Source organism: Microbacterium sp. CR_7, assembly GCF_041954755.1.
GTDB lineage: Bacteria > Actinomycetota > Actinomycetes > Actinomycetales > Microbacteriaceae > Microbacterium.
In genome coordinates this window covers 76266-102160 of the sequence record NZ_JAVAYF010000001.1, presented here as the reverse complement: position 1 = coordinate 102160, position 25895 = coordinate 76266, and the positions used below count along the sequence as shown (strand labels likewise).

Sequence of the window (25895 nt, the reverse complement as noted above, 5' to 3'; positions counted from 1 at the left end):
GACCGGAAGCCGAGGCCCCAGCGTGACCCCTGAGAACCCCACCGACGCGGACCTGCGTCAGGCGATGCATCGCGTCAGGACGGAGGTCGACAAGGCCGTCGTCGGCCAGGCCGGGACCGTGACCGGTCTCCTGGTCGCCCTCCTCGCGCGCGGACACGTGCTCTTGGAGGGTGTGCCGGGCGTCGCGAAGACCCTGGTCGTGCGGTCGTTCGCCCGCTCACTCGGTCTCGACACCAAGCGGGTGCAGTTCACCCCCGACCTCATGCCCGGCGACGTCACCGGCTCGCTCGTGTACGACGCGCGCACCGGGGAGTTCGACTTCCGCGCGGGGCCGGTCTTCACGAACATCCTTCTCGCGGACGAGATCAACCGCACGCCGCCGAAGACCCAGGCCGCGCTGCTCGAGGCGATGGAGGAGCGTCAGGTCTCGGCGGACGGCACGAGCAGGCCGCTGCCCGACCCCTTCCTCGTGGCCGCGACCCAGAACCCGATCGAGCACGAGGGGACGTACTCGCTGCCCGAGGCTCAGCTCGACCGGTTCCTCATGAAGCTGGTCGTGGGGATGCCGGAGCGCGACGCCGAGGTCTCGGTGCTGCGCAAGCACGCGTCCGGCTTCTCGCCGCGCGAGCTCACCGGCGTGGAGGCCGTGGTGGACGCCGCGGTGATCCGCGCGGCCCAGGACGCCGCAGCTCGTGTCGACGTGACGGACGACGTGCTCGGGTATGTCGTCGACCTCGCGAGGGCCACCCGCCAGTCGCCGTCGGTCGAGCTCGGAGCGAGCCCTCGAGCATCCACCGGTCTGCTGGCCGCGGCGAAGGCGTGGGCCTGGCTCAACGCATCGTCGGCCGTGACGCCCGACCACATCCAGACCATGCTCGTTCCGGTGTGGCGCCACCGCCTGCAGCTGCGACCCGACGCGCAGATGGAGGGCGTGTCCGCAGACGCGGTGCTCACCTCGGTCCTGCAGCAGACCAGGGTGCCGATCTAGGTGTTCGTCACCGGTCGTCTCGCTCTCGCGGTGGGTCTGGGCGTCGTGCCCGTCGTCCTCACCGGCCTCGCCGGGTACCCCGCGTACGCCGCCCTCGGCATCTGGATCGGGCTGTGCGTGCTGCTCACGGCTCTCGACGTCGTGCTCGCCCCGAGCCCCCGTTCGGTCATCGTGACCCGCCGGGTGCCGAATCGCACGCGCATCGGCGAGCTCGTGCCGGTGAGCGTGGCGCTGCAGAACACCGGCACCCGCACGCTGCACGCGCTGATCCGCGACGCCTGGCAGCCCACCGCGGGCGCGGACGGCGCCAGGCAGCGCCTCGAGATCCCGTCCGGCGAGCGCCGCCGCGTCGAGATCCCGCTCCTCCCCCGCAGGCGGGGCGAGCTCGTGAGCGAGTTCGTCATGGTGCGCTCACGCGGGCCGCTGGGCCTCGCCGGTCGACAGGCGCGCCACCGCGTGCGCGGCGCGATCCGCGTGCTTCCGGCCTTCTCCTCCCGCAAGCACCTGCCGTCACGTCTGGCGCGTCTGCGCGAGCTCGACGGCAACACCAGCATCCAGGTGCGCGGTCAGGGCACCGAGTTCGACTCGCTTCGCGAGTACGTCCGCGGCGACGACGTGCGCTCGATCGACTGGCGCGCCACCGCTCGCGCGGGCACCACGATGCTGCGCACCTGGCGTCCGGAGCGCGACCGGCACGTCGTCATCATCATCGACACCGGGCGCACCGCGGCAGCACGCGTCGGCGACGGCACCCGCGTCGACGCATCCCTGGAAGCCACGCTGCTGCTCGCCGCTCTGGCCGCGCGAGCCGGCGACCACGTGCACCTGCTGATGTACGACCGCGTGGCGAGGGCCCGCGTCACCGGAGTGGAGGGCGCGGCCCTTCTCCCCGCGCTCACTGACGCGATGGCTCCTGTACACGCGCGTCTCGTCGACACCGACTGGCCGAGCGCTTTCGCCGCGGTGCGCACCCTCACGACGCGTCCGTCTCTGATCGTCGTGCTGACCGCGCAGGATGCCGCGGAATCCGCCCGGGGCTTCCTCGGCGCCTTCCCCGATGCGACGCGTGCCACATCGATCCTGGTCGGCTCCGTGACCGACGACGGTATCGCCGACCTCGCCAGACAGCGCGGGAGCCGCGAGGAGATCTACGTCGCCGCCGCCGCCGAGCAGACGATGAGGGAGGCCGAGAACGTCGCCGACGCGATCCGCCGAGCGGGAGGCGAGGCGATCGCCGCCGACCCGGAATCGCTGCCGCCGCGCATCGCCGACCGCTACCTCGAACTCAAGGCCGCCGGCCGGCTCTGAGGCCGGACCAGCGACGTCGAGGGCTCGGTCAGCCCGCGACGAGGCGCGGGGTGCCCGCCTCGTACTCGACGAGGTCACCGGTCTCGCCGCGCACGTACGCACGTCGGCCGATCACGAGCATGTAGATGAGGAACACCGCGAGGGCGGCGACTCCGATGCCGATCTTGACCGGCCACGGGAGCGCCCAGCCCGTGACGAATCCCTCGACGAGGCCCGCGAGGAACAGGGCGAAGACCAGTCCGATCGCAACGGTGGCGAGGGAGCGGCCCTCGGCGGCGAGCGACTCGCCGCGCGATCGGTTCCCCGGCGCGACCCACGACCAGAACAGGTGGAGACCCCCGGCTGCGGCGACGAAGATGCAGGTCATCTCGAGCAGACCGTGCGGAAGGATGTACAGCACCATGACGTCCGCGCGCCCGTGTGCGGCCATGACGGCGCCCGAGATCCCGAGGCCCATGGCGTTCTGGACCAGGGCGTTCACGGGCCAGATGCCGGTGATCCCGAACAGCACGCACTGCAGCGCGATCCACGCGTTGTTCGTCCACACCATCCCCATGAAGACCGCGGCGGGGTTCTCGGTGTAGTAGCCGGTGAAGCTCTCGTCGGCGTACTGCGCCAGCATGTCGGGAGGGCCGAGCGTGGCGATGAGCGCGGGATCGGAGGAGATCCAGACGGCGGTGCCGACCGCGACGGCGATGAACGACACGGCGATCACGAGCGTGGTCCACCGAAGGCGGTAGAGGGCGGCGGGCAGCTGCAGCGAGAAGAAGCGGGCGATCTGGGTGAGGATGCTGTCGGAGGCTCCGGTCAGACGCAGCCGGGCCCGCACGAGGATCGTGGAGAGGTAGGACCCCTGCGGCGACTCCCCCACCGAGGTCTTCAGCTCGGCGAGATCGGCGGATGCCGCACGATAGCGCACGATCAGCTCGTCGACGCCCGCTCCGTCCAAGCGCTCACGGCTCAACCGGTCGAGCCGCTCCCACTCGGCGCGGCGTGCATCGGTCAGCGCATCGGCATCCACCTGATTTACTGTACTCATGTCCGCGCCGCTCGATACGTCCGACGAGGTGCTCTCGGGCGAGGCCGTCGCGATCGACGTGCAGCCGATCGGCTTCGTGCTGCGTGCCGCCGGCGCCATCATCGACATGCTGGTCGGCCTCGGCGTCTTCCTGCTGTGGATCTTCCTGCGCATCTGGCTGCTCGACGCCGGGGTCCTCGACGAGGCGACGGACCGCATCGCGACCGTGAGCGCGCTCGTCGTGAGCTTCGTCGTGCTGCCGATCACGATGGAGATGGCGCTGAAGGGGCGGAGCCTCGGGAAGCTCGCCGTCGGCGGCCGCATCGTACGGATCGACGGCGGCGCCCCGGGCTTCCGGCACGCGTTCATCCGCGCCCTGCTGGGCGTCCTCGAGATCTACATGGCCCTCGGCAGCGTCGCCGTGCTCGCCGGCGCCTTCAGCGCGCGATCGCAGCGCCTGGGCGACATGGTCGCCGGGACGTACAGCCAGCGCGTGCGCACGCCCAAACTGGTCCCGTCCGTCCCCGTGCTGCCGCCGTCGCTGGTGGGGTGGGCGCAGATCGCCGACGTCGCGCGACTGCCGGACCGCCTCGCCCGCCGCATCTCGCAGTTCCTGCAGAGCGCACCCCGCATGGTGCCCGCAGCACGGACGCGAGTGGCGCACGACCTGCTCGTCGAGGCGTCGCCGTTCATCTCACCGCTCCCCCCGGTCTCACCCGAGGAGGTGCTCATCGGCGTCACCGTGCTTCGCCGCGAGCGCGAGCGGCGGGCGCTGGAGAACGCCGACCGCAGGGCCGAGCGTCTGACGGGGCGTCGCGTCGGGGTCTAGGCGCGTCGGCGTTTCGTCGCTTCGAGGTCTCGGCGATTCCGGGTCTAGGCGCGCAGAGCCTCGTGCCGCACCACGAGCCATCCGGCAGGGACCGAGAGACGGTCGGCGTGTGGGGCGCAGAGGTCGTGGACGTGAGGATGGTTCGCGATGCCGAGCGGACCGAGAGCGGCCATCTGGTCGCGGTAATCGTAGGTGAGCGTCGCCACGGCCTCACGCGCGCAGCCGACCTTCGAGCAGAGTCTTCCGTCCATCACCGCCAGACTACGTCCGCGGAACGGCGGGGCCTCGACGCCGCGCCGCACTCCGTTCGCCCTAGACTTTCGCTATGCCCCGCAGGTCCCGCATGTCCGCCTCCCCTCGGCGCGGCGCACGTCACGGTCGACACGGTCGCCTCGGTCGCAGCGAGGTCGTCCGCCCGCCGCTTGCTCCCCTCGACGGCCGCATCGACCGTTTCGACCTGACTGTCGGCACCGCCGTGGAGTTCCTCCGCGGCACCTGGCCCGAACTCCAGGACGTGCGGTTCGAGATCGGGGCGATGCCGACGTTCGAGAGCGCCGAGGAGGTCCCCCGCTGGTACCTCGACCGCGAGAACCGCCGGATCGTACTGTTCCGCCTCCCCATCGAGCGGCTGCTGCCCCCGGGGCACGACGACAACGCGCACCGGCGCATGGCGATCGAGAGTGCGGTGTTCCGTGCCGCGGCCGAGTACGTCGGACGCGAACCCTGGGACCTCGGCGGTCACGACCACTGACGGGGCTGCGGAGCCCGCGAGATCACGGGAAGACGGTGATCGTCTGTTGCGCCCCGGCCTCCGGCCATACGGGCCAGCCCGCGAGCGCACCGGACGCGGTCATCCGCACGGAGGCGTGGACCGGGCCGGAGGTGCTCAGCGAATACGACGTGCGGGGGTCGACCTCGAACGAGGCTGAGGAGCCGGCGGGCACGGTGACCGACGACGGATCGCCGCCCGGTAGGGCGATCTCGACCACGGCATCCTCGTCCTCGTCGTTGGCGAACACCAGGCGTGGTGCGGGGCCCTCGGGGATCGACACGACCACCTCGTCGTCGAACTCGGGGGCGGGGAGGAGCCACGCGAAGTCCGTCTGCGGACCCGAGCCGTCCTGCTCGCGGATGCCCGCGAGCACGGGCGCCTCCGCCTCGACGTCGACCACGTACTCCCCTACCGGGACGGAGGCGAGGGAGATCTCCGTCGGCTGATCGGCGGTGAGCGTGACGGGGAGCTCCGTGGTCGACGTGGAGTCGCCGACCTTCCGCATGGTGACGACGGCCTGCGTGTCGGCGTCGGGCGACATCAGACGCAGCACCGCCATCTCGCTGCCGTCGGCCGGCGCCTGCATGACCTGGACGCCCGGGATCACGGCGTTTCGCTGCGGTGCCGGCACGGCATCCTGCAGGTCGGCCCCCGCAGGGTCGAGCGTGCGGGTGAGCGATGACTGCAGCACCGCCCGCACGGGAGAACCCGTGGCCGTCACCTTGACGATCGGGATCTCCGAGCCGCTGGCGATGGATGACAGGGGCAATGACACCTGTGTTCCCGCGGGCACGATGACCGAGGTGGAGGCGCGGACCGTCCCGAAGACCGAGAGCGAGACGGTGCTGGGCACCGCACCCGGGTTGGTGAGCGCGACGATGTCCTTCGCACCCGTCTCGACGGTCCCGCCGACCAGCCACGACTCACTGCTCGCGGGGCGGCAAGGAGCGGCGGCGAACCCGAAGAGGTCGTCCTCCGCCAGCGTGAACGATTCGCTGCCGGCGATGAGCGGCGCGGTGCGATCGTGCACCTCGCCGACGAGGCGGCGCACATCACCCGCACCGACGAGGTCGTCGGCGGTGATCGTGGTGGAGGCCGGTGCGCCCGTCGTCCCGCCGCTCGTGAAGCGTGGGGATGCCGCCGACACCATCTCGAGCGGGTTCGACGGATCACGGCCGAGAGCGCGGAAGTCGCCGTTGCACACGAGCACGGCATCGCCGGGCAGCGGCGTGACATCGGCCTGCGCCGGCTCGTGGGCGATCGTGGGCAGGGAGGAGGAGATCGCGAGGACTGTACCGACGACGACGGCCGCCGCGACGAGCGCCCCGGTGATCACGCGCGCACTGGTCGCCGCCACGCGGAAGGCACGGTTGCCGGTCATCGCCTGCCCTCCTCGGCATCGGTGTCTGTCTCAGGATCCGAATCGAGGTCGCTCGGGTGCTCCGGGGCCTGGTCGGTCGCGGCGTCATCGCGCGGATCGTCATCGACGGCAGGACCGGCAGGATCTGCCGGGTCTGCCGGATCGACGTCAGTATCGGCGGACGCGTGAGCATCTGCATCCGCTGTCGCTTCCGCCTCTGCTGCCGCTTCCGCCTCTGCTGTCGCTACCGCCTCGTACTCCGCTCCCGCAGGCGGCGCATCGGCCCCGCCGTCGGCGGCATCCTCGGCGCGCTCATCCTGCTCAGGGAGCTCCGAGTGTTCCAGATCCTCCGCGTGACGAGGCAGAACCAGTCGCTCCTCGGGCGCGAGACCGACGATGCGCGGCGTCGCCCGCGCAGCACGGCGGGAGGCTCGGGTGGGTATCGAGAGCAGCAGGGCGGCGAACAAGAACACGAGCTGCACCGTGATCACGAGGCGGGCGGTCGCCTCCTCCCCCGTGGAGAGCTCGGCGCGCGGCGCCGCGTCCGCTTCGAGCCGATACAAGACGCCGCGATCCGTCGTCCCCGCCTGAACGAATCCGGCGCGCTGATCGAGAGCGGTGATCGCCGCGGTCCCGAGCGTCCTGGCGCGGTCCGACTGATCATCCGACACCGAGGCGAGGAGTACGTACGAGATCCCGAGGTCGCCGAGTCGTGCGGCTGCGTCGAAGTCTCGCGCCGAGAGCAGGTCGACCGACAGCGTGGTGATGTCGCGCCCGAGGGGCTCCGTCGCGGTGGAGAGCATTGTGGTCTGGGCTCCGAGCGTCTCGCTCGCGCCCCACGCGACCTCGGCTGCCAGACCACCCTCGTCGCGTGGAGTGAGCACCAGAGTTCCGACCGGGTCGTCCTCCCCCGCCTGCGCCGCGACATAGGCGGGCAGCGTCGATATAGGCCCCTCGGTGAGCACCGTGCGTCCGGTGTGGAAGGCGGCGAGGGCCGGCACCGCGCACGCGGCGACGGCGAGGCCTGCGACGGCCGCGCCGATGATGCGGAGTCGGGGCAGCGAGACCGCGCTGTCGAGCGTCACGAGCGCCGCACCGAGCACACCGAGCCAGGCGAGGCTCAGGCCATTGCCGGGCCAGACCGCGACGGGAGTGCCCTGAGCGAACGAGACGGCGACGCCGACCGCGAGGAACGCCGTGGCGAGTCCGCTCGCGGCCACGAGCAGGAGGGTGATCCCGACGCGCCAGCGCGGAGAGACCGCCGCGATCAGTGCGAGGAGCGCGAGCGGTGCGAACAGCACCCCGATCCACGGCGCCAGCTCGGGGCCGAGGATGTCCGCCCACTCACCGAGATCCGCAGAGGGGAATCCCGAAGCGAGAGCGAGGCGACCCGCCTGATCGGCGGCGACCTGAGGTCCGGCCCAGATCAGGCCGGGGTCGCCGAGCAGGGCGACGAGGCTTCCGTGACGGAGATGCCAGACGACCAGCGGCGCGAACAGGGCCGCGGCGGGCACCAGCACCCAGAGGAGCCGGATCGCTCCGCGCACTCGGGCCCCGGCGAGGCTGATGCCGACCGCGATCACCCACAGCAGCAGCAGTGCCGGGACGAGCGACGGCGCGCATGCCGCGACCCCCGCGAAGAGGAGGGACGCGGCGCCCGCGGCGCCCCACGAGCGATGCGCGACGACCGCCGCGTGGAAGAGCCAGGGCAGCAGCAGGTGCACGAGGACGCCGGTGGGACGGCCGTCGACGAGCGCGGTGAGGAACGTCGGCGCCAGCGCCCACACGATGCCGGCGAGGATGCGGAGGCCCGCGCGATCCGTGACGCGGGTGGCTGCGAACCACGCGCCGAGAACGGCGAGAGGTAGTGCGAGCACCCAGAGGAGCACGAGGGCGAAGGACGGGCCGGCCGGCCACAGCGAACCGAGCACCGCGACGACCCCGGCGAAGGGATCGGCGGGTCCGACGACGTCGACGCCGAGACCGCGGATGCCCCACGCCGCGTCGGCCCAGAGAGCCGCGACCGTGGTGCGCAGGGGCAGCAGCGCGCCTCCGCCGAGGACGGGCCACGCGAGCAGGGAGGTGAACGTCGCGACACTGACCACCAGGGCCGCGAGCACGGCCCACGCTCCCCCGCCGGAGAAGAACCGCAGTTCGTTCGCGACGCCGCGTTCGCTGCCGTGCCCGTCGTCCAGGCGGCGGCGCAGGTCCGCCCGGCTCACACGCAGCGGCGCGATGCTCGACCATGTCGAGGTGCGGAACTCGCGGATGCGCTGGCGAGAGCGCGCCACGGCACCCACTCTCGCCATCGCGGTGGCCGCGGCTGCCCACTCCGGCGCCACGGCTTCCGGGCGCTTCCCGATCAGGTGCGTGATGGAGCGCCACAGCGCGAGCGGCAGAAGCGTCAGCCAGTGCAGAGGGACCACGGCCGCCGGAGCGTAGGCGAGGCGGCGGTGCAGCTGCGCGAGCCTCTGCGCGAAGGCGCGCCTGCCTCGGCCCGCCGGCAGCGCCGCGGGGCCGTCCGGCGACACCGATATCCGGGCGGCCGGAGCCAGCACGACGCGGCCGCCGCCGAGTCGGGCGCGGACGCCGAGGTCCAGTCCCTCGTCGGCGCCCCCGAGCGCCCGATCCGGGCGCAGGGCGTCCCTCACCTGCGAGCGGATGAGCATCCCGCGGATGTCGGCGCCGAGGACGTCGTCCCGGCCGTCGTGCTGTCCCTGATCGAGCTCGCCCGCGGCGAGCTCGACGGAGCGTCCGAGACTCGTCATGCTCACGCCGAGTGAGACGATCTCGCGGTCGTTGTCGGTCTCCACGAGCTTCGGTGCGGCGATCGCTGCGGACGGGGAGCGCTCGAGAGTGCCGACGAGTCGTTCCAGCGCCCGCGGATGCGGGGCGGTGTCGTGCGCGAGAAGCCAGACCGCGCTGCCCTCGGGGACCCGCGGCCTCGCCAGCTCCACCGCATCGGCGAACGATGTGCTCGTGCGTGCCTCGATGACCCCCTCGACCAGCTCCCCGACGGTCGCGCTCTCTCGCGCTGTCGTCGCATCGCCGCACATCACGAGCGTGACCGCCGCCGGCGTGACTGTCTGTGAACGCAGAGCGTCCAGCGTGTGCAGCAGCTGCGCGCGGGCGGATGAACCGGGGCGCGCGACGATGATGGCATGAACTCGGGCTGGCATGACGTCGTCAGCCTATGCGGGCTCGCCGGTCGCCGGATGCAGTGGGTGCGGCGTGGCCCCAAGCCCGGCCGTCAGCTCGCGCGACGCTTGAGCTTGCGGCGCTCGCGCTCGGAGAGGCCGCCCCAGATGCCGAACCGCTCGTCATTGTTCAGCGCGTACTCGAGGCATTCGCCGCGCACGTCGCACGAGGTGCAGATCCGCTTCGCGTCGCGGGTCGATCCGCCCTTCTCGGGGAAGAAGGCCTCGGGATCGGTCTGCGAGCACAGCGCATCGGTCTGCCACGCGAGTGCATTGTCGTCGTCGGCCTCGACCCTGCGGACCCCCGGAACGCCGAGGTTGACCGGGTCGACGAACCAGTTGTCCGGCACGTCCGAACGGTATCCCGTCATCTCGATCTCCAACCCTGTATTCCGCCCCCTCGGCGGGCCGTGCACCACTAATTACACCCGTGTGATTCGCATCGGTCAAGTCGCGGATCGTAAACCCTCAACGATCTCTTGAAGGTTCACGGCGGTCCATCGGCGTGTCGCTTCGGCGTGTCGCCGGTTCAGCGTGCGTCGTCGGCGACTCCCGGCGTCGCGATGAACGCCTCTCCGGATCCGGTCAGGGTCAGACGCCCTTCCTCAGCATCGGCGTAGACGACCGTGCCCACCGGCACGGCCCGTCGTCGGCCACCCGCACCCACCACCGCCACGTCACCGGCCGTCGCGAGCACCATCGTCGGTCCGATCACCGGCACCTCGACGTCGTCGCCAGACAGTGCGGCGCGCTGGAGAGCGAAATCGGCGACCGGCACCTCGTAGGTCGTGAGAGCGCCGCTCGCGGACGGTCGCAGCACCGGGACCTCGCCGGCGGTCGTGTCGAGAATCGACAGCAGCTCGGGAACGTCGATGCGCTTGGGCGTCAGGCCTCCGCGCAGCACGTTGTCGCTCGCCGCCATGATCTCGACACCGAGACCGGAGATGTACGCGTGCAGAAGGCCCGCGCGCAGGAAGACGCCCTCCCCACGCTTCAGCACGACGTGGTTCATCAGGAGGGCGACGACGACGCCGGGGTCGCCGGGGTACGCCGTCGAGATCGCCGACACCGCCCGCAGCGTGTCGGCCCACTCCCCCGTCGCCGAGCCGGCTGCCGCACGCACCGCGGCGATGACCTCGTCCACCTCGTCCCGGGCATCGCCGGAGAGCAGCCAGCCGATCGCGTCACGCAGAACGTCGCCCTCACCCGAAAGGCGCGCGATGAGCGCTCCCACACCGGTGCCACCGTCCAGCTCGCCGAGCAGCCGCAGGGTGTCGGGCACCTCACGCAGCCCGCTCAGAGACTCGAAGCGGTCGCTGAGGGCCACGATCAGCTCGGGCTTGTGGTTGTCGTCGCGGTAGTTGCGCCGCGGGTCGTCGAGAGCCAGGTCCGACTCGCGGCTCCATCCGTCCCGCGCCTGCGCGATCGTCGGGTGCACCTGGATCGACAGCGGCGACGCGGCGGCGAGCAGCTTGAGCAGGTACGGCAGTGTGCCGCCGGTGACGGAGTCGAGCGTTCCGCCCCCTTCGACGTCGGCGGGGTCCCCGGGGTGATCGCCGAACCACACCTCGGCCTCGGGCTGAGCCGCCGGTTCGCGGCCCTCGAGCTGGGCGAGGAGTGTGGTGGATCCCCAGGCGTAGTCGCGGGGAGCGTTCGTCAGGCTGAGCAGCATGTCACCAGGGTAGGGCGCGCCGCGATCACCGGGCGACTCGATGACACACGGCCGGAGGGATGACGAGCCGGACCGGGCGCACGGCGCGTCGGGTCGATGCCAGGGTGCGCGCGGTAGCCTGATCCCGATGGCGCAGTACACGAAGCATCCGGTCTCCGCTCCGCCCCGCGCACCGGAACGCGAGTCGACGGGGCATCTGCTGCTGCGCGGCTACATCATCCTCGTGCTGTTCGCGACGTTCGCGCACTCGGCGGTGTACAACCTCGTCGGCGAGATCGGCGCCGGAATCGTGCTCGCGGCGTTCGTCGTCGTCACCCTGGCGATCGGCATCCCGATGGTGTCCCGCCGCCGCCCGCAGGCCTTCGCGTGGCGCCGTCTGCCGTGGGCCGCGACGGCCTACACGGTGCTCGCTCTCGGGTCGGTGGCGTGGTCGCAGTGGCGCGGTGCGACGCTTCTCACGTGGGCTCTGCTCGCCGGAGTCACGGTGAACGCCCTCTTCATCGTGCACGTGCTGAGCTGGAGCGAGATCGTGCGGGCCCTCGCATCAGCGTTCAAGTGGATCCTCGGCCTGTCCCTCGCGATCGAGCTGTGGGTCGCTCTCGTCGTGCACGGGCCGATCCTGCCGAACTTCTTCGTCCGGCCGGACGGCGAGGTGAACGCGCACTGGTACTGGGTCCGCGGCAATCTGTTCGACGGCGAGCGCATCCAGGGCATCGTAGGCAACTCGAATCTGCTGGCGATCATCAGCCTGTTCGCCCTCATCACGTTCGGCGTGCGGTTCGCGGCACGAGCCAGGTGGCGCACGACGCTCGCCCTCTGGTCGCTGCTGGCGGCGTACTTCCTCGTCAGAGCAGGATCGGCGACCGCGTACGCGTGCGCTGCGGCGGCCATCGTGGTCCTCGTCGTCGCGCTGCTCATGCGACGGACCACGACCCCCGGCGCCCGCACCCGCCTCTACGTGATCTTCATCGGCGGAGCCGTCGTGCTCGCGGGCGCCGTCTGGCTGCTCCGGGGGCCCCTGCTCTCGGTTCTCGGTCGGAGCGCGGACCTCACGGGTCGATCCGACAAGATCTGGGAGAAGGTGCTCGAGCGCGTCGCCCAGCATCCCCTCTTCGGCAACGGCTTCTCCAGCCCGTGGGTGCCGTTCGACCCGGCGTTCGACAGGTGGATCGTCGACCATGGGATCACGGTCTTCCACGCGCACAACATGTGGCTCGACGTCCTGATGCAGCTCGGCGTGGTCGGTCTCGTGCTGATGGCCCTCGCCTACCTGAGCCTGCTGTGGCGCTCCTGGTTCTTCGCGGTCGACCGCCCGCGCTGGGACCTCACCTCCGATCGCGAGTACTCCCCGCTGACGCTGCTCCCGAATCTCTTCACGGTCGTGCTGCTCGTGCAGGGACTCACCGAGTCGACCCCGATCATGCTGTGGGGGTGGATGCTGCTCGTGATGCTCTCCTTCAAGATCAAGTCCGTCCCGCTCGTCGGCGTGGGCGAGCGCGACCGCGTGATCGAGCGCGGCGAGAGAGCACGGCGGGTTCCGTGACGCCCGAACGGCGTCTCGCCGACCTGCTCGGATCCGCGGAGTTCGCCAGGGCGTTCACGATCGCGGTGCTGACCGCTGTGTTCGGATCGTTCACGATCGAACGCCTCACGTCGTCGGTGACGCTGGCGACCATCATCGCCGTGCTGTGCGGCGTCGGGGCGAGCGTGCTCTGGGTCCGCCGTGCGGAGCTCTCCCCGCTGCGACTGGCGCCTTCGTCGCTCATCGCCTTCCTGGCGTGGGCCCTCGTGAGCCTGGTCTGGACCGCGGACAGATCCGACACGGCGTTCGGCTGGATGGCCCTCTTCGGCTTCGCGTTCCTCGCGATCGCCGCCGGGCACGTGCGCGACACCCTCCAGACGGTCCGAGCCATCGGCGACACGCTGCGTGTCCTGCTCGTGCTGTCGCTCGCGATGGAGATCCTCTCCGGCATCCTGCTCGACATGCCGTTCTCCTTCCTCGGCATCCAGGGGAACCTCGCGCTCGGCGGTCCGATCCAGGGTCTCTTCGGCAGCCGCAACATGCTGGGCTTCATCGCGGTCATCGCGCTCATCACCTTCGTGATCGAGTGGCGGTCCCAGTCCGTGACAGCGCCGCTCGCGATCCCGTCGATCGCTCTCGCCACGCTGCTCGCCTTCCTCTCGTCCTCCCCTACCGTGATCGTCCTCGCCGTCGCGGTCGGGGTGAGCACGATCGCGCTCACGATCGTGCGTCACACCCCCCGCGAGCGCCGCGGCGCCGTGCAGTGGGTGCTCAGCGTGCTCGTCGTCATCGCCCTCGTCGCGGCATTCATCCTCCGACACGCGATCATCCGGCTGCTCGATGCCGGATCCGACTTCTCGATCCGCGCGACCCTGTGGAACACGATCCTCGACTTCGTCTCGCTCAAGCCCATCCAGGGATGGGGCTGGTTCGGCCCCTGGGCGCGCGGCGAGTTCCCCTTCACCTACATCAACTTCCTCCTCGACGACCGCCACGGGAGCGCGCTGAACGCCTACTTCGACGTGATGCTGCAGCTCGGCTGGGCCGGCCTCGTGCTCTTCCTCCTGCTCGGAGGCGTCGCGATGGTCCGATCGTGGCTGGTCGCGAGCGCCCGCCGCTCCGTCGTCTACGCCTGGACCCCGCTCATGCTCGTCACCCTCGCGGTCGACTCGATGTTCGAGAGCTTCACCCTCGAGGGCGCCGGATGGTTCCTGCTCGTGCTCTGCGCGCTGCGCGCAGGTCAGTCACGGTCGTGGCGCGAGAACATCGACGCGGCCCACACGGGAGCGATCCCCACGCTGCACCCGGAGCCCTAGCCGCACGCGGCACCCTCAAGGGGATTCCTCACCTCGCCGGGTAGGCTGGGGTCTGCTCGCGGCGCCCTGCGAGACCACACCCTCCCGGAGATCCCACTCGTGACACACGTCCCCTTCGACCCGGCGTCCGCCACGATCGTCATCGTCACCTTCAACCGATCGCACCTCCTCACCGGGCTCCTCGAGAGCATCACGGCGATGGACCCCAAGCCCGGGCACGTCGTGATCATCGACAACGCGTCCTCGGACGACACGACGGAGGTCGTGGAGTCCTTCCGCCCGAGGCTGGGGACCGAGGTCGTGTACCGACGACTCGAGACCAACACGGGCGGCTCGGGCGGATTCAGCGAGGGCATGCGCACGGCATACGAGCTCGGCTCCGAGTGGATCTGGATGATGGACGACGACGTCGAGGTCATGACCGACGGACTCGCCAAGATGGGCAAGTGGGCCCCGCGGTTCAAGAGCATTCAGGGCCGCCGCTACGACTACGACGGCAGCGAGTTCTACTGGCAGTACCGCATCGCGGAGCGCATGGGCATCCCGATCCCCTTCGCGCCGTCGGGTTTCGACGCGTCGGGCTTCAAGGAGATGAACAGCGGATGCTTCGAGGGCATGTTCATACATCGCTCGATCGTCGCGCAGATCGGCCTCCCCGACCCCCGGTTCTTCATCTACTGGGACGACCAGATGTACGGCTGGCTCGCCTCCCGCAAGACCACGGCCGTGATCGTCGACGAGTTCGTGCTGCGTCGCACCCGTGAGATCAAGCAGTGGGACATGGGCATCCGCCACATGAACGCGTCGAGCAACGCGTACCGGTACTACATCATGCGCAACCGCGCATACCTCAAGCAGTACTACCGCGTGCACCGCAACTACAACCCCGTGCTCTTCGGCCTCGGCACGGCGATGACCTTCGCCAAGGAGCTCATTCGCCTGTTCTTCGTCGAGCGCACCGTGCGGGGTACGAGCAACCTCTTCCGCGGGCTCAAGGAGGGCGGCCGGCTCGGCCGCGACCGCTCGTGGAAGCCGATGCCACCCCTGGAGGCGTGAGCGCATGTCCGAGAACACCCAGCCGGACCTGCAGTGGGGCCCGCTCGAGCAGAAGCCGCGCGGCCGCGGACGCGTGTGGCTGATCGTCGGGCTGGTCGTCGCCGCCGTCGTCATCGTCGGGGTGCTGCTCTTCTTCCTGCTTCCCCGGGGTGACAGGCCGACGCCCGCGGCGACCACCTCGACCTCGACCTCGCCATCGCCGTCGCCCTCGCCGACGCCGAGCGGATCAGCCGACGCCGAGCCCGAGCCGTCCCCGACGCCGGTCACCACCCCTCCGCCGCCCGCGGATCCCGACGTCGCGATCTTCCGCGATCGCGTGCGGACTCTCCTCGACGACGCGCAGACCGGACTCGGCTACGTCGGCGAGACGTCCGCGTCCGAGGCGACCGGCCTCGTGGATTCTCTCCGGGGCGATGTGCAGAGGTTGGCCGACACTCCCGCGCCCGCGTCGATAGCGACGGAGTGGCTCGAGTCGCTCAGCGCCTACTCCGCGCGTCTGGACGACCTTCGCGCCGCGGTGGCGGCTGACTCGGGAATCCCGTCTGCGATCGACGCTGCTCGCAACGCTCTGGAGGACGTGCGAGCCGTCGCCGACGTGTGAGCCGTCGGCCGACGGCGGTTCAGGGGTCGGTGGAGTAGAGGCGGGCAGCGAGAGCCGCGCGTCCTTCCCCGAGGCGGCGGGCCGTGTTCCGGAAGTCCGAGTCTCCCGTCGGCGTCTCCGAGGCGTGCTCGACGTCGTCGTTCAGCGACCACCCCGTGCCGAGATCGGTGAGCGATCCGTGCTTCACGTCGTAGTACCCCTCCCGCGCGTTCACGATGCTCCCTGTCGCACCGGCGGCGGCCGCGAGCAGGTGGAAGTGAAAGCGCGAGGTGAGCCATTCCTGGCCGGGCTTGGCCGGGAACCCGTGATCCCATATCCGGATGAACGGGTAGAACGGGGCGCCTTCCGCGACGAACGGCTCGGCGTATCGCAGATCATCGGGCGGGATCGCTTCCGCGAATCCCACGGTCCGATCCGAACGGCGGCGGACGAAATCCGACACCAGGCTCCGGAGCGCTGATTCTCCCTCGCCCTGGAACATGTCCCCCTGGATCAGCACCATCGCATCCGGCAGATCGTCGGCCTCGGCGTACAGCGGGCGCCGATTCGCGAAGGCGAGGAACGCGTCGTCCGCACCGACCTCGATTCCGAACGCCTCTGCGCTCGGCACGTCGCGCGCGTCCACGAAGTCGAACTTCGCCAGGTGGGCAGCGAGACGATCGCGGAACTCCGCGTTCAGCGGCAAGAACCCCTGTCCGGTCGCGAAGATCCGCACTCCGAAGTCCGCACGCAGCGTGGTCATCGCCGCGATGATCCCGAAGTTCTCGGGCCAGATCTCGTTGATGTACCCGCCGCCCAGGAGATGGATGGACCCCATCCGCCGGAGATCGCGCAGACCGAGATCGTACCGTGGCGTGCCGAGCTCGTGGATCAGACCCCGCACCCGCTCCTCGGCCGGTTCGATCTCGCGGGGACCGGTATGGGCGAGATGCCACAGGGTGTTGGTCGTCCGCAACCGCGGGTGGGTGTCGTGGAACAGGTGCGCGGCTCTGCCTGGCTCGATCGTGTCGAGCCAGACTTCGCGCTCGGGCTGGTTCTCAGCGAGCCAGTCGAGCCAGGAGCGCGTGATGAACTCGTCACCGAAGTTCGGCTGGCCGGCCGCGGAGACCAGGTAGACGGGCTCTCGCGACGGCGAGAAGAGCGCGGATGCGGCGCGCCGAAGGCGCGTCCGACCGGGGACGGGAAGAGAGGGCATACGGGAACGACCGCCTCGGGAGGGTCATCGACAGCGCGGCCGGGTGAACGCGCGCTTCCGATCCACCCTATCCGCTTATCGTGGGGGCGGTCCGGCTCAGCGGTTGTGGTCGTCGTTGTACCGCTCGAGCACGTCGTCGATCGGACCGTCGAGCGCGAGCCTTCCGCGGTCCAGATACAGGCCTCGCTTGCAGAAGCGGCGCAGATCGCGCTCATTGTGACTGACGAAGAAGAGAGTGCGTCCCGCCGCGAGGAGCTCGTCGATGCGCGCGTAGCACTTCTCACGAAACGCCTTGTCGCCGACGGCCAGCACCTCGTCGACGAGGAGGATCGGCTCGTCGAGCTGCGACACCACGGAGAATGCGAGACGCACCTTCATCCCGTTCGAGAGGTGCTTGTACGGCGTGTTCTCGAATCCCGCCAGCTCGGCGAAGGCGATGATGTCGTCGTAGCGCCTCGCGATCTCCTGCTTTCCCATCCCGTGCAGACCGGCTGTGAGCCGGACGTTCTCGGCCACGGTGAGGTCGCCGACGAACCCTCCCGTGATCTCGATGAGAGGTGCCACTCCCCCGTGGACGGTCACACCGCCCTCATCCGGCAGCAGGACACCGGCGACGAGGCGCAGCAGGGTCGACTTGCCCTGACCGTTGCGTCCGACGACACCGATCGACTCGCCGGCCGCGACCGTGAACGTCACGTCTCGGAGCGGCCAGAACTCATCCGGGCGCGATCGGCGGGACGTACCACCGAAGAGGTCCTTGATGTTCCGCCGTCCACGCCGGTTGCGGCGGAAGCGCACCCCCAGTCCCGAGGCTTCGATCGCGAGCTCCATCACAACTCCTTCAGGACGGGGCGTTCGAGCCTGGTGAAGGTCCAGATGCCGGCTGCGAGGATCCCCGCGCACATCGCCACGCTGATCGCTATGGGCACGGGATCCCACAGGTCGGGGAAGAACCCGACGCGATAGAGCGTGAAGATCCCCGCCAGCGGGTTGAAGGCGCCGATCATGTGGATCGGATCCGGGAGGTCGCGGAAGCTGTAGATCACCGGAGAGGCGTAGAACATGGCGCGCAGGACGAGGGCGGTGGTGCGCTCGAGGTCCGTGTAGAGCACGCAGAGAGGGGCGACGAGGAGCCCGAGGCCGACGAGAAGGGCCGCTTGCATGACCACCGCCACCGGGAACCACAGCAGTCCCCACGTGACCTGCGCACCGCTGAACACGGCGAAGAGGATCAGGACGGGTATGGAGAAGACGAACTCGATGCCCTTGCTCAGGACGATGCGGTTCACCCAGATGGTTCGAGGTATGGCCGTCGACCGCACCAGTCGGGCGTCCTTGATGAACGCCCGTGTGAAGTCGCCGACCGCGGCGTTGAACCACACCCAGGGCAGCAGCGCAACGATGAGGAAGACGATGTACGGGTCCTCCCCCACGCTCCGGTGGAAGACCTGAGTGAAGACGAACCAGTAGATCGCACTCATCACGAGCGGATCGAGCACCGACCACAGGTACCCCAGCGAACTCGTCGCGTAACGGACCCGGAGGTCGCGCGCCGAGAGCAGCCACAGCGAATGGAGGTAGCGGCGTGGGGTACCCGGCGCGCCGATCGTCGAAGATGTCATGGGATGTCCGCGCTCAGGCCTGCCTGCCCCCGGGACGGGGGTGCGTCAATCGGTGTGGACACTGTCGAACGCCTGTCGCCACCGCTCGGGCGACGTGATCGCCGGGGTGCCGTCCGCGTACTCCCGCGCCAGCCGATTCCACCGCCGAGCGAGGGCGAGGTTCAGCCGGATGCTCCTCCAGAGGAAGCGGTGCATGATCGCGCGGTCTCGCTGATACCACGCCACGCCGTTCCCGTCGGGCGAGGTCACGAGGGCTGAATCGATGTCCGCGAAACGCCACCAATTGATGTCCTGGGCGGAGATGATCCTCTCCGGATTGCGTCGGCTCCCCGCGGACTGCTTGATCACCAGCTGACGCACGCCGACCCGAGCCGCCAGGATGAGCGCCGAGATGGGGTTGGTCGGCTTGCGAACACCGCCGAGGATGACCACCGACGAGCGGCGCACCGGCGGGAGCGTGGCGAGATCCGCCACGACCTCCGAGTCGATGTACTGCGTGCGAAGCTCCCTGATCTCGCTCTGCTTCGTGGGCAGCATCGCCGGAAGGGCGGCCGGTCCGCTCATCACGTCGCGGAGCGCCTCGTGCCTCAGACGCACGGCTGAGTACTGCAGCATGAACAGCAGCTTGACGTCGCCGAGGAACGAATGCAGCGGCAGGATTCCGCCGTTGCGGACGTGGGATCGCAGCAATCCCGTCACCACGCGGTTGCGATGGATGAAGTACTCCTCCCACGTGCGCGTGGGGTCTTTGTCATGCCAGGCCATGTGCCACACGGCGACGCCGGGGAGGCAGACGGTCGGGTAGCCGTGCTCACGGGCGCGCAACGAGTACTCGACGTCGTCGAACTTGAGGAAGACCGGCAGGGACAGCCCGATCTCGCGGAGGATGGCCGTCGGGATCAAGCACATCCACCACCCGTTGAAGTCGGCGCCCAGGTAGCGGTGAAGTTCAGGCGTATCGCGAAGCGGCTCCTCCGCGAAGTCGTGGTCGTATTCGCTGGCGCCCGAAGGGCGCATCCAGGACTTGCGCTGATCCCACACCTCGCCCTGCGTATAGAGCACAGATCGGTCATCGAGGTGCAGCATCCCTCCGCCGACGATCGTGGGCGTGACCGCGAAGTCACCGAAGCGCACGGCGCGTACGATCGCCTCCGGCTCCGAGATGGCATCGTCGTCGAGCAGGAGGACGTAGCGGCTGTTCTCGGACGAAAGGGACTCGAGCATCGCTCGCGAGAACCCGCCGGAGCCGCCGAGGTTGGGCTGCCGCAGGACCTCGAGCTTGTCGCCCAACTTCTCCGCGGCGTCCGCGAAACCGGGCTGATCGGACACCAGATCGGTGCCCTGATCGACCACGATCACCCGGTCGAGCACATCGTGGACGTGCTCGTTCTGTCCGACGGCGATGATCTGGTTCAGGCAGTACGTGGGGCGGTTGAAGGTCGTGATGCCGACCGTCGTCTTGCCCGGTGTCCAATCCTCCGGCGCCGCGACCTGCCATTCCGCCTCCAGCAGCGTGACGTCGGACTTCCCTGCGGCGATGTCGAACCAGTACGAGCCCCCGTCGATGAAGGACGCGATGGGGAGGTCGAAGGTCACCGTCTCATCGGTGAACGACTTCGACGCCAGCGCCGATGCCCGTCCCCGTGCGCTCGACTTGTAGACGGAGATCAGACCCTTGCCCTTGACCGTCGCGACGAGCCGCACGGATCGCACGGTCGTCCCGTGCTGCCAGTAGCTGGCCGGGAACGCATTGAAATAGGTGCTCAGCGACACACGATGATGCGCGTAGACCTTGATGCTCCGTCGGCCGACGATCTCGTAGGACTGACCCGGCTGCGATCCGTCGCCCGTTCCCGTGTCGACATAGAGCGCCGACACCTCCGCGACTCCCTCGGTCGGGAATACCGTGTGATTGACGGTGACGAATCGATCGGTCTCAGTGTCGCTCATTGCGTGTCCCATCAGGCGAGGTCGTTGTTCCACATCGACAGCGCCGAGCCGATGGCCATGTGCATGTCGAGGTACTGGTAGGTGCCGAGGCGTCCGCCGAAGTGCACGTCCCGCTCCCCCTTGGTCAGCTCGCGGTACGCGAGGAGTCCGCTGCGGTCGCTCGGCGTGTTCACCGGGTAGTAGGGCTCGTCGTCCTTGGTGGCGAAACGCGAGAACTCGCGCATGATCACCGTCTTGTCCTTGGGGTAACGGTCCTCGCGCTCGGGGTGGAAGTGACGGAACTCGTGGATGCGCGTGTACGGCACGTCCGCGTCCGCGTAGTTCATGACCGGCGTTCCCTGGAAGTCCCCCGTGGGCAGGACCTCCTCCTCGAAGTCGAGGGTCCGCCACGACAGCGCGCCCTCGGCGTAGTCGAAGTAGCGGTCGACCGGGCCCGTGTAGACGATCGGCACCTGTCCGACGGTGGCCTTCTTGCTCAGCGGCTGGGAGTCGTCGAAGAAGTCGACGTCGAGCTTCACCTCGATGTTCTCGTGATCCGCCATGCGCTCGATCCACGCCGTGTAGCCGTCGGTCGGCAGGCCCTCCCACTTGTCGTTGAAGTAGCGGTTGTCGTACGTGTACCGCACGGGGAGACGGCTGATGATCTCCGCGGGGAGGTCTTTCGGATCGGTCTGCCACTGCTTGGCGGTGTAGTCGCGGATGAACGCCTCGTACAGCGGACGTCCGATGAGCCCGATGCCACGCTCTTCGAGGTTCTGCGCGGACTTCGGGTCGAACTCGCCTGCGAGCTCCGTGATGAGGTCGCGGGCCTCGTCCGGCGAGTGGGCGGCACGGAAGAACTGGTTGATCGTGCCCAGGTTGATCGGCAGGGGGTACACGACGCCGTCGTGATTCGTGTAGACCCGGTGCACGTAGTTCGTGAAGGTGGTGAAGCGGTTGACGTACTCCCACACGGTCGGGTTCGACGTGTGGAAGAGATGCGCACCGTACCGGTGGACCTCGATGCCCGTCTCGGGCTCGTTCTCGCTGTATGCGTTGCCCCCGATGTGGGATCGCCGGTCGATCACCGTCACCTTCCGGCCCGCGGCGGCCGCGCGTTCTGCGATGGTGAGTCCGAAGAAGCCCGACCCGACGACGAGGAGATCCATGATGCAACTTTCCTGATGCTGAGCGACACGATGACGAGACGAGCCGGCGAGGCACGCGTCCCCTCATTTTAGCTGGCGCGTCGTGAGATCACGCTGAGGGCAGGGCCACCCTGTGCGATTCGGTCAGGATCTCGTCCAGGAACGGCGCAAGAGTGCGCGCATAACTGCGCGAGAGATGGTTGTCGTCGATGTAGACGGCGATGTTGCCGATGGCGGCGTGACAGACGTCCCACGGGCACAGCCACGGCGTGAAGTCCACCACGGTGACGGCGTCGGAGAGCGCCGCCGCCGGGTTCTCCGGGGCCAGCACATCGTCGCGGGCCACGTCGCAGCTCCGAGATTCGTCGAGCGCGCACGCGTACATGTCGAACGAGAAACGAGGATTGTCGCGGATGCCGATGACGGGGATGTCCGCCTCGGCGAACGCGTCGATCGCCTGGTCGACGCCGTGCAGCAGCCGTTCGGGCTGTTCGGCATCGGCGCGAGTCAGCACGGTGTACACGGCGTCCGGTCGGATCTCCGCCGCGTACTGCAGGGCCGCGCGCACCCACGGCTCGCACGAGTCCATCGAGCCGCTGCGCGATTCCTCGAGCACACCGACGGTGCATCCGCCCTGGAGGAGCGTGATGACGGCGAGATCCCGGTCCTCCGACAGGGCGATGAGAGGGGCGGCCAGCTGTTGGGCATGGGAATCCCCGATCACGAGGATCCGCATCGCGGCGATGTCGGCGTCCGGACTCTGGTTGCAGGTGCCGTCGAGGATCGACGCGGACGGCGCGAGCGCCCCCGCGCACGCCGGTCCGACCGCTTCCCATTCGCCGTCGAGCGCGGTCGGCGCCGGCAGCAGCGGCACGTCGGCGCTCGCGATCTCGAAGGGGACCTCGACCTGAGCGGCGCCCGGGTAGTCGGCATCGGCGGCCGCGTTCGCGAGCTGTTGCGTCCTGGTCTGCTCGATCCACCGCCATCCCCCGGTGGCGCCTGCGACCACAACGACGGATGCCGCGACCAGCGCGATCCCCCGCAGTGCTGCACCACGGCCCGGGCGTGCGGAACCGCGCATCAAGGGCTGCTCGACTCCCCGAGACAGCAGACGAGCGGCCACGAGTGAGAGTGCCACCACCGCGAGGCCGGAGAGCGGGCCCACCCGGTCGGTGTCCGCCGCCGCCATCCAGAAGACGAGGATCGGCCAGTGCACCAGGTACAGCGCGTAGGCGTCCGGCGTGAGCACCGTCAGCGGTCGCGACGAGAGCAGACGAGCGGGCCCCAGCCGACTCGGCGTGTTCCCCGACACGATGACCGCAGCGGTGCAGAGCACCGGCCACAGGGCGAGGTGACCGGGGAAGCCACCGCGGACGTCGAGGACGATGCCGCACAGCACGATACCGACGAGCCCTGCCCAGCCCAGGATCGCTCCGACGAGGCGCGTCGGTCTGAGATGGGGCAGCGCGAGCGCCACCAGCGACCCGGCGGCGAACTCCCACAGCCTCGTCCGGGTGTCGAAATAGGCGAACGCCTGCGCGTCCCTGGTCTCGGTGATCGAGAACCACAGGGACGAGATGAAGATGCCGGCGAAGACCGCGCCCAACACCGGGCGCACGAGGTGGCGCCGCGTTCGCAGCGCCACCGCGACGAGGGCGATGAGCACGGGCCAGAGAAGGAACACCTGCCCCTGCACCGACAACGACCAGAAGTGCTGCAGAGGACTGGTCTCGGCGCTGTCCCGCGCGTAGTAGTCGACCTCCGCGAGAGCGAGGTGCCAGTTCTCGACGTAGAAGAGACTGGCGAGTGTCTCCGACCAGATGCGCGGCCATTGCGTCGGGGGCATGAACGCGAGGGCGGCGGCGAGGATGCCGAGCATGGTGACGGCCGCGGCGGGGACCAGCCGTCGGAATCGCCGGCTCCAGAACGCCCCCAGTGCGAGGGGCGTGCCCTCGGCGGCACGTCGGGTCAGCGACGCCGTGAGCAGGAAGGCCGAGATCATGAGGAACACGTCCACGCCGCCCGAGACGCGCCCCAACCACACGTGGTAGATCACCACGAGGACGATCGCCACCGTCCTCAGACCGTCGATGTCGTTCCGGTGGCGCAACCCTGTCGCGGGCGCGGTCGACTGCGTCGTGGTCACCCCGGACACCTCGTTCGGAAGTCGGCTGGCGGATGCGGGCCCTCGCCGTTCGGGCGGTCGGAGGAACCGTATCCACGTTATCCCAGGATTCTGCGCCCGCCGGTCACGGTGAGCGCTGGGCTCCGCTCGCCATCGCCTCGTCGACGACATCCCGCAACTGCCCGCTGAGCGACGCCGCGTAGGCACTGCTCAGATGATCCGCATCGAAGTACACGGGCTCGCCGTCGACGGCCGCGAAGCAGCGCGAGTCGTCGCAGAGGAACCGCGACATGTCGGCCGGCCAGACTCCGCCCTCGGCGCCGGATGCGGCGAGCGCCACCGGGTCCGACGGCATCGCGACGTCGCGGGGCACGGCGCACTCCTGCGGGGTGTCCGCATTCAGGACGAGACAGTCCTGGTCCCTCACATCGGCGTTCAGCGGTGTGTCGAAGACAGGCACGACGGGGATCCCCGCGTCCGTCCACCGCTGCCACGTCTCTCGGAGCCCCTCGACGAACTGTTCGTCATGCGGGCGGCCGGAGCCGTCGTCGACCAGCTGCTGGCGCGCGGCCATCGATGTGATGACGAGGTCGGGGGCCTCTGCGACGAGCTCGTCGCTCAGCGACGACGCCCACTGCCGACAGCGATCGAAATCGACCGGGCCCCACAGCGCGTCGAAGCCGACGAAGGCGACCTCGGCAGGAGGACAGCCGGGGAAGGAGCTGATCGTGAGCCGCCAGCCCTGCTCGGCCGCGATCGGGAAGATCGCCGCCTGCCACTGTTCAGCGTGCGAGTCGCCGACGAGCCAGACCCGCGGCGCATCCGCCCCGGCGGAGAAGTCGCATTCGCGCGTCGTGCGCCGGCCGTCGAGTTCGAGCAGCGGAAGCAGATCGCCGCACTGCGGAGCGAGGCCGAAGTACGCATCGTTCTGCGTGACGATGGGATCCGCCACCGGTTCGGTCGGATCGCACGCATCCTGTCCGCCGGCGGAGCCGAGGCCGGAGCACGTCGTGGGGCGGCCCTCGTCGGCCGCGGCATCCGACGCGCGCGACGAGGACGCAGCCAGCAGGAGAAGCGCGACGAGCGCGGCGGCGGCCATCATCGCCGCGGCCCCCGCGTAAGCGCGGCGCGGCGGCCGCCACCAGAGGGCTCTCTGCGCAGGGATCTCGACGAATCGGCGACCGACCGCCGCGAGGACGAGAGCGACGGCGAGCACGCTCAGGCGAGACCACCACGAGAGAGGTGCGCCGATCACGAACGGAGCCAGCACGATGAGCGGCCAGTGCCACAGATACAGCGAGTACGAGACGTCACCCAGCCACTGCACGGGGCGGGAATCCGTGACAGTGGAGATCAGCAGCACGGGAGCGCGGCGACCTGTGCCGGCCACCAGCACGGCCGCCGTCGCCAGGACGGGAAGCGCAGCAGCCGACCCCGGGTAGGGCGTCTGCGGGCCGAACAGCACCGCCGCCACCGCGATGCCGACGAACCCCAGAGCGGAGAGCGTCGCGGCGGTGATGGCGTGCAGCCGACCGAGCAGGGCCGCCGGCAACACGGCGACCGCCGCACCCACGGCGAACTGCCACGCACGGGTGAACGTCACGAAGTACGCCTGAGAGGGTGACGCGGCGGTGTAGGCGACGGCGGCGAGGAAGGACAGCACTGCCACGCCCGCGATCACGACAGGCACGACCTTCCGGACGGACGAGCGCCGTGATGCAGCCAGCGAGACGGTCAGCAGGATGAGCAGCGGCCAGACCAGATAGAACTGCTCCTCGACCGAGAGCGACCAGAAGTGCTGCACGGCGCTCGCTGCGGCATTGTGTGCGGAGTAATCGACCGACAGGGCCGCGAGGGCCCAGTTCTCGACGTAGAACACACTCGCGATCGACTGCAGGGCGTTGTCACCCCACCTGGTGAACGGCAGCAGCAGCCAGACTCCGACGAGCGTGACGACGATCACGAGCAGCGCGGCGGGAAGGAGCCGGCGGATCCGCCGCGCGTAGAACGCTACGAGACGGATCCGGCCGGTGCGATCGACTTCAGACAACAGGTGGCCGGTGATCAGGAAGCCGGAGATCACGAAGAACACGTCGACGCCGACGTAACCGCCGGGAAGTCGATCCGGCCAGAGGTGGTTGACCACGACGAGCACGATCGCCACGGCCCGGAGGGCTTGGATATCCGTGCGGAAACCCCGGGCGCGCACCGATGCGCGGGTGACCGCGGACGGAGCC

Annotated in this window: 21 protein-coding genes; 8 read left to right on the top strand and 13 right to left on the bottom strand. The window is 69.6% G+C overall.

All coding sequences use genetic code 11. The features are described from left to right. Positions 1 to 22: 22 nt before the first annotated feature. Both RAC81_RS00430 and RAC81_RS00425 read left to right on the top strand, forming a co-directional pair. A complete protein-coding gene (locus tag RAC81_RS00430; protein ID WP_375080467.1) occupies positions 23 to 988 on the top strand; it encodes an AAA family ATPase in 966 nt (321 codons plus the stop codon). After that, on the top strand, positions 989 to 2296 hold the full coding sequence (locus RAC81_RS00425; protein WP_375080465.1) for a DUF58 domain-containing protein: 1308 nt from the start codon (positions 989 to 991) through the stop codon (positions 2294 to 2296). A gap of 28 nt (positions 2297 to 2324) precedes the next feature. Here the strand turns inward: RAC81_RS00425 and RAC81_RS00420 are convergent, their stop codons facing one another. Then, positions 2325 to 3317: a stage II sporulation protein M gene (locus RAC81_RS00420; protein WP_375080981.1), complete on the bottom strand. Its 993-nt coding sequence runs from the start codon at positions 3315 to 3317 to the stop codon at positions 2325 to 2327. Positions 3318 to 3333: 16 nt separating this feature from the next. Between RAC81_RS00420 and RAC81_RS00415 the strand changes: the two genes are divergently transcribed. Next, entirely contained in the window at positions 3334 to 4143 is an 810-nt protein-coding gene (locus RAC81_RS00415; protein ID WP_375080464.1) for an RDD family protein, read from the top strand. A 44-nt stretch (positions 4144 to 4187) separates the two neighbouring features. On the opposite strand, the gene RAC81_RS00410 is transcribed toward RAC81_RS00415, so the two are convergent. Then, positions 4188 to 4394 carry a DUF3499 family protein gene (locus RAC81_RS00410; RefSeq protein WP_375080463.1) on the bottom strand — a complete coding sequence of 69 codons (207 nt, stop codon included), beginning with the start codon at positions 4392 to 4394 and terminating at the stop codon, positions 4188 to 4190. 74 nt (positions 4395 to 4468) lie between these two features. Here RAC81_RS00410 and RAC81_RS00405 point away from each other — a divergent pair, with 74 nt between their 5' ends. Then, positions 4469 to 4894 (top strand): hypothetical protein, encoded by a 426-nt coding sequence (locus RAC81_RS00405; RefSeq protein WP_375080462.1) that lies wholly within the window; start codon positions 4469 to 4471, stop codon positions 4892 to 4894. 22 nt (positions 4895 to 4916) lie between these two features. On the opposite strand, the gene RAC81_RS00400 is transcribed toward RAC81_RS00405, so the two are convergent. The 4 genes from RAC81_RS00400 to manA form a co-directional block, all read right to left on the bottom strand. Continuing rightward, a complete protein-coding gene (locus tag RAC81_RS00400) occupies positions 4917 to 6296 on the bottom strand; it encodes a DUF5719 family protein (protein WP_375080461.1) in 1380 nt (459 codons plus the stop codon). Continuing rightward, the gene (locus RAC81_RS00395; protein ID WP_375080460.1) at positions 6293 to 9454 is read right to left on the bottom strand and encodes a glycosyltransferase; all 3162 of its coding nucleotides are present in this window, start codon (positions 9452 to 9454) and stop codon (positions 6293 to 6295) included. Before RAC81_RS00395 ends, RAC81_RS00400 begins: the two co-directional genes overlap by 4 nt. 71 nt (positions 9455 to 9525) lie before the next feature. After that, positions 9526 to 9843, bottom strand: a complete 318-nt coding sequence (locus tag RAC81_RS00390; RefSeq protein WP_096714762.1) for a WhiB family transcriptional regulator — start codon at positions 9841 to 9843, stop codon at positions 9526 to 9528. 158 nt (positions 9844 to 10001) lie between these two features. Beyond that, on the bottom strand, positions 10002 to 11144 hold the full coding sequence (manA, locus tag RAC81_RS00385) for a mannose-6-phosphate isomerase, class I (protein ID WP_375080459.1): 1143 nt from the start codon (positions 11142 to 11144) through the stop codon (positions 10002 to 10004). Between the two features lie 127 nt (positions 11145 to 11271). Between manA and RAC81_RS00380 the strand changes: the two genes are divergently transcribed. The 4 genes from RAC81_RS00380 (at position 11272) to RAC81_RS00365 (ending at position 15639) form a co-directional block, all read left to right on the top strand. Next, a complete protein-coding gene (locus RAC81_RS00380; RefSeq protein WP_375080458.1) occupies positions 11272 to 12687 on the top strand; it encodes an O-antigen ligase family protein in 1416 nt (471 codons plus the stop codon). Next, complete coding sequence (locus RAC81_RS00375; protein WP_375080456.1) at positions 12684 to 13982, top strand: O-antigen ligase family protein; 1299 nt, start codon at positions 12684 to 12686, stop codon at positions 13980 to 13982. Before RAC81_RS00380 ends, RAC81_RS00375 begins: the two co-directional genes overlap by 4 nt. A 99-nt stretch (positions 13983 to 14081) precedes the next feature. Then, positions 14082 to 15038, top strand: a complete 957-nt coding sequence (locus tag RAC81_RS00370; RefSeq protein ID WP_375080455.1) for a glycosyltransferase family 2 protein — start codon at positions 14082 to 14084, stop codon at positions 15036 to 15038. A 4-nt stretch (positions 15039 to 15042) separates the two neighbouring features. After that, entirely contained in the window at positions 15043 to 15639 is a 597-nt protein-coding gene (locus tag RAC81_RS00365) for a hypothetical protein (RefSeq protein ID WP_375080453.1), read from the top strand. A 19-nt stretch (positions 15640 to 15658) separates the two neighbouring features. On the opposite strand, the gene RAC81_RS00360 is transcribed toward RAC81_RS00365, so the two are convergent. The 7 genes from RAC81_RS00360 to RAC81_RS00330 form a co-directional block, all read right to left on the bottom strand. After that, positions 15659 to 16834 carry a polysaccharide pyruvyl transferase family protein gene (locus tag RAC81_RS00360; protein ID WP_375080452.1) on the bottom strand — a complete coding sequence of 392 codons (1176 nt, stop codon included), beginning with the start codon at positions 16832 to 16834 and terminating at the stop codon, positions 15659 to 15661. A gap of 96 nt (positions 16835 to 16930) precedes the next feature. Then, complete coding sequence (locus tag RAC81_RS00355; protein WP_375080451.1) at positions 16931 to 17665, bottom strand: ABC transporter ATP-binding protein; 735 nt, start codon at positions 17663 to 17665, stop codon at positions 16931 to 16933. Beyond that, positions 17665 to 18456 carry an ABC transporter permease gene (locus RAC81_RS00350; RefSeq protein WP_375080450.1) on the bottom strand — a complete coding sequence of 264 codons (792 nt, stop codon included), beginning with the start codon at positions 18454 to 18456 and terminating at the stop codon, positions 17665 to 17667. Before RAC81_RS00350 ends, RAC81_RS00355 begins: the two co-directional genes overlap by 1 nt. Before the next feature lie 45 nt (positions 18457 to 18501). Beyond that, the gene (locus RAC81_RS00345) at positions 18502 to 20406 is read right to left on the bottom strand and encodes a glycosyltransferase (RefSeq protein ID WP_375080449.1); all 1905 of its coding nucleotides are present in this window, start codon (positions 20404 to 20406) and stop codon (positions 18502 to 18504) included. Positions 20407 to 20417: 11 nt separating this feature from the next. Further along, complete coding sequence (gene glf / locus RAC81_RS00340; protein WP_375080448.1) at positions 20418 to 21554, bottom strand: UDP-galactopyranose mutase; 1137 nt, start codon at positions 21552 to 21554, stop codon at positions 20418 to 20420. An 88-nt stretch (positions 21555 to 21642) separates the two neighbouring features. Further along, complete coding sequence (locus tag RAC81_RS00335) at positions 21643 to 23679, bottom strand: acyltransferase family protein (RefSeq protein ID WP_375080447.1); 2037 nt, start codon at positions 23677 to 23679, stop codon at positions 21643 to 21645. Positions 23680 to 23782: 103 nt separating this feature from the next. After that, entirely contained in the window at positions 23783 to 25867 is a 2085-nt protein-coding gene (locus tag RAC81_RS00330) for an acyltransferase family protein (RefSeq protein ID WP_375080980.1), read from the bottom strand. Positions 25868 to 25895: the final 28 nt, after the last annotated feature.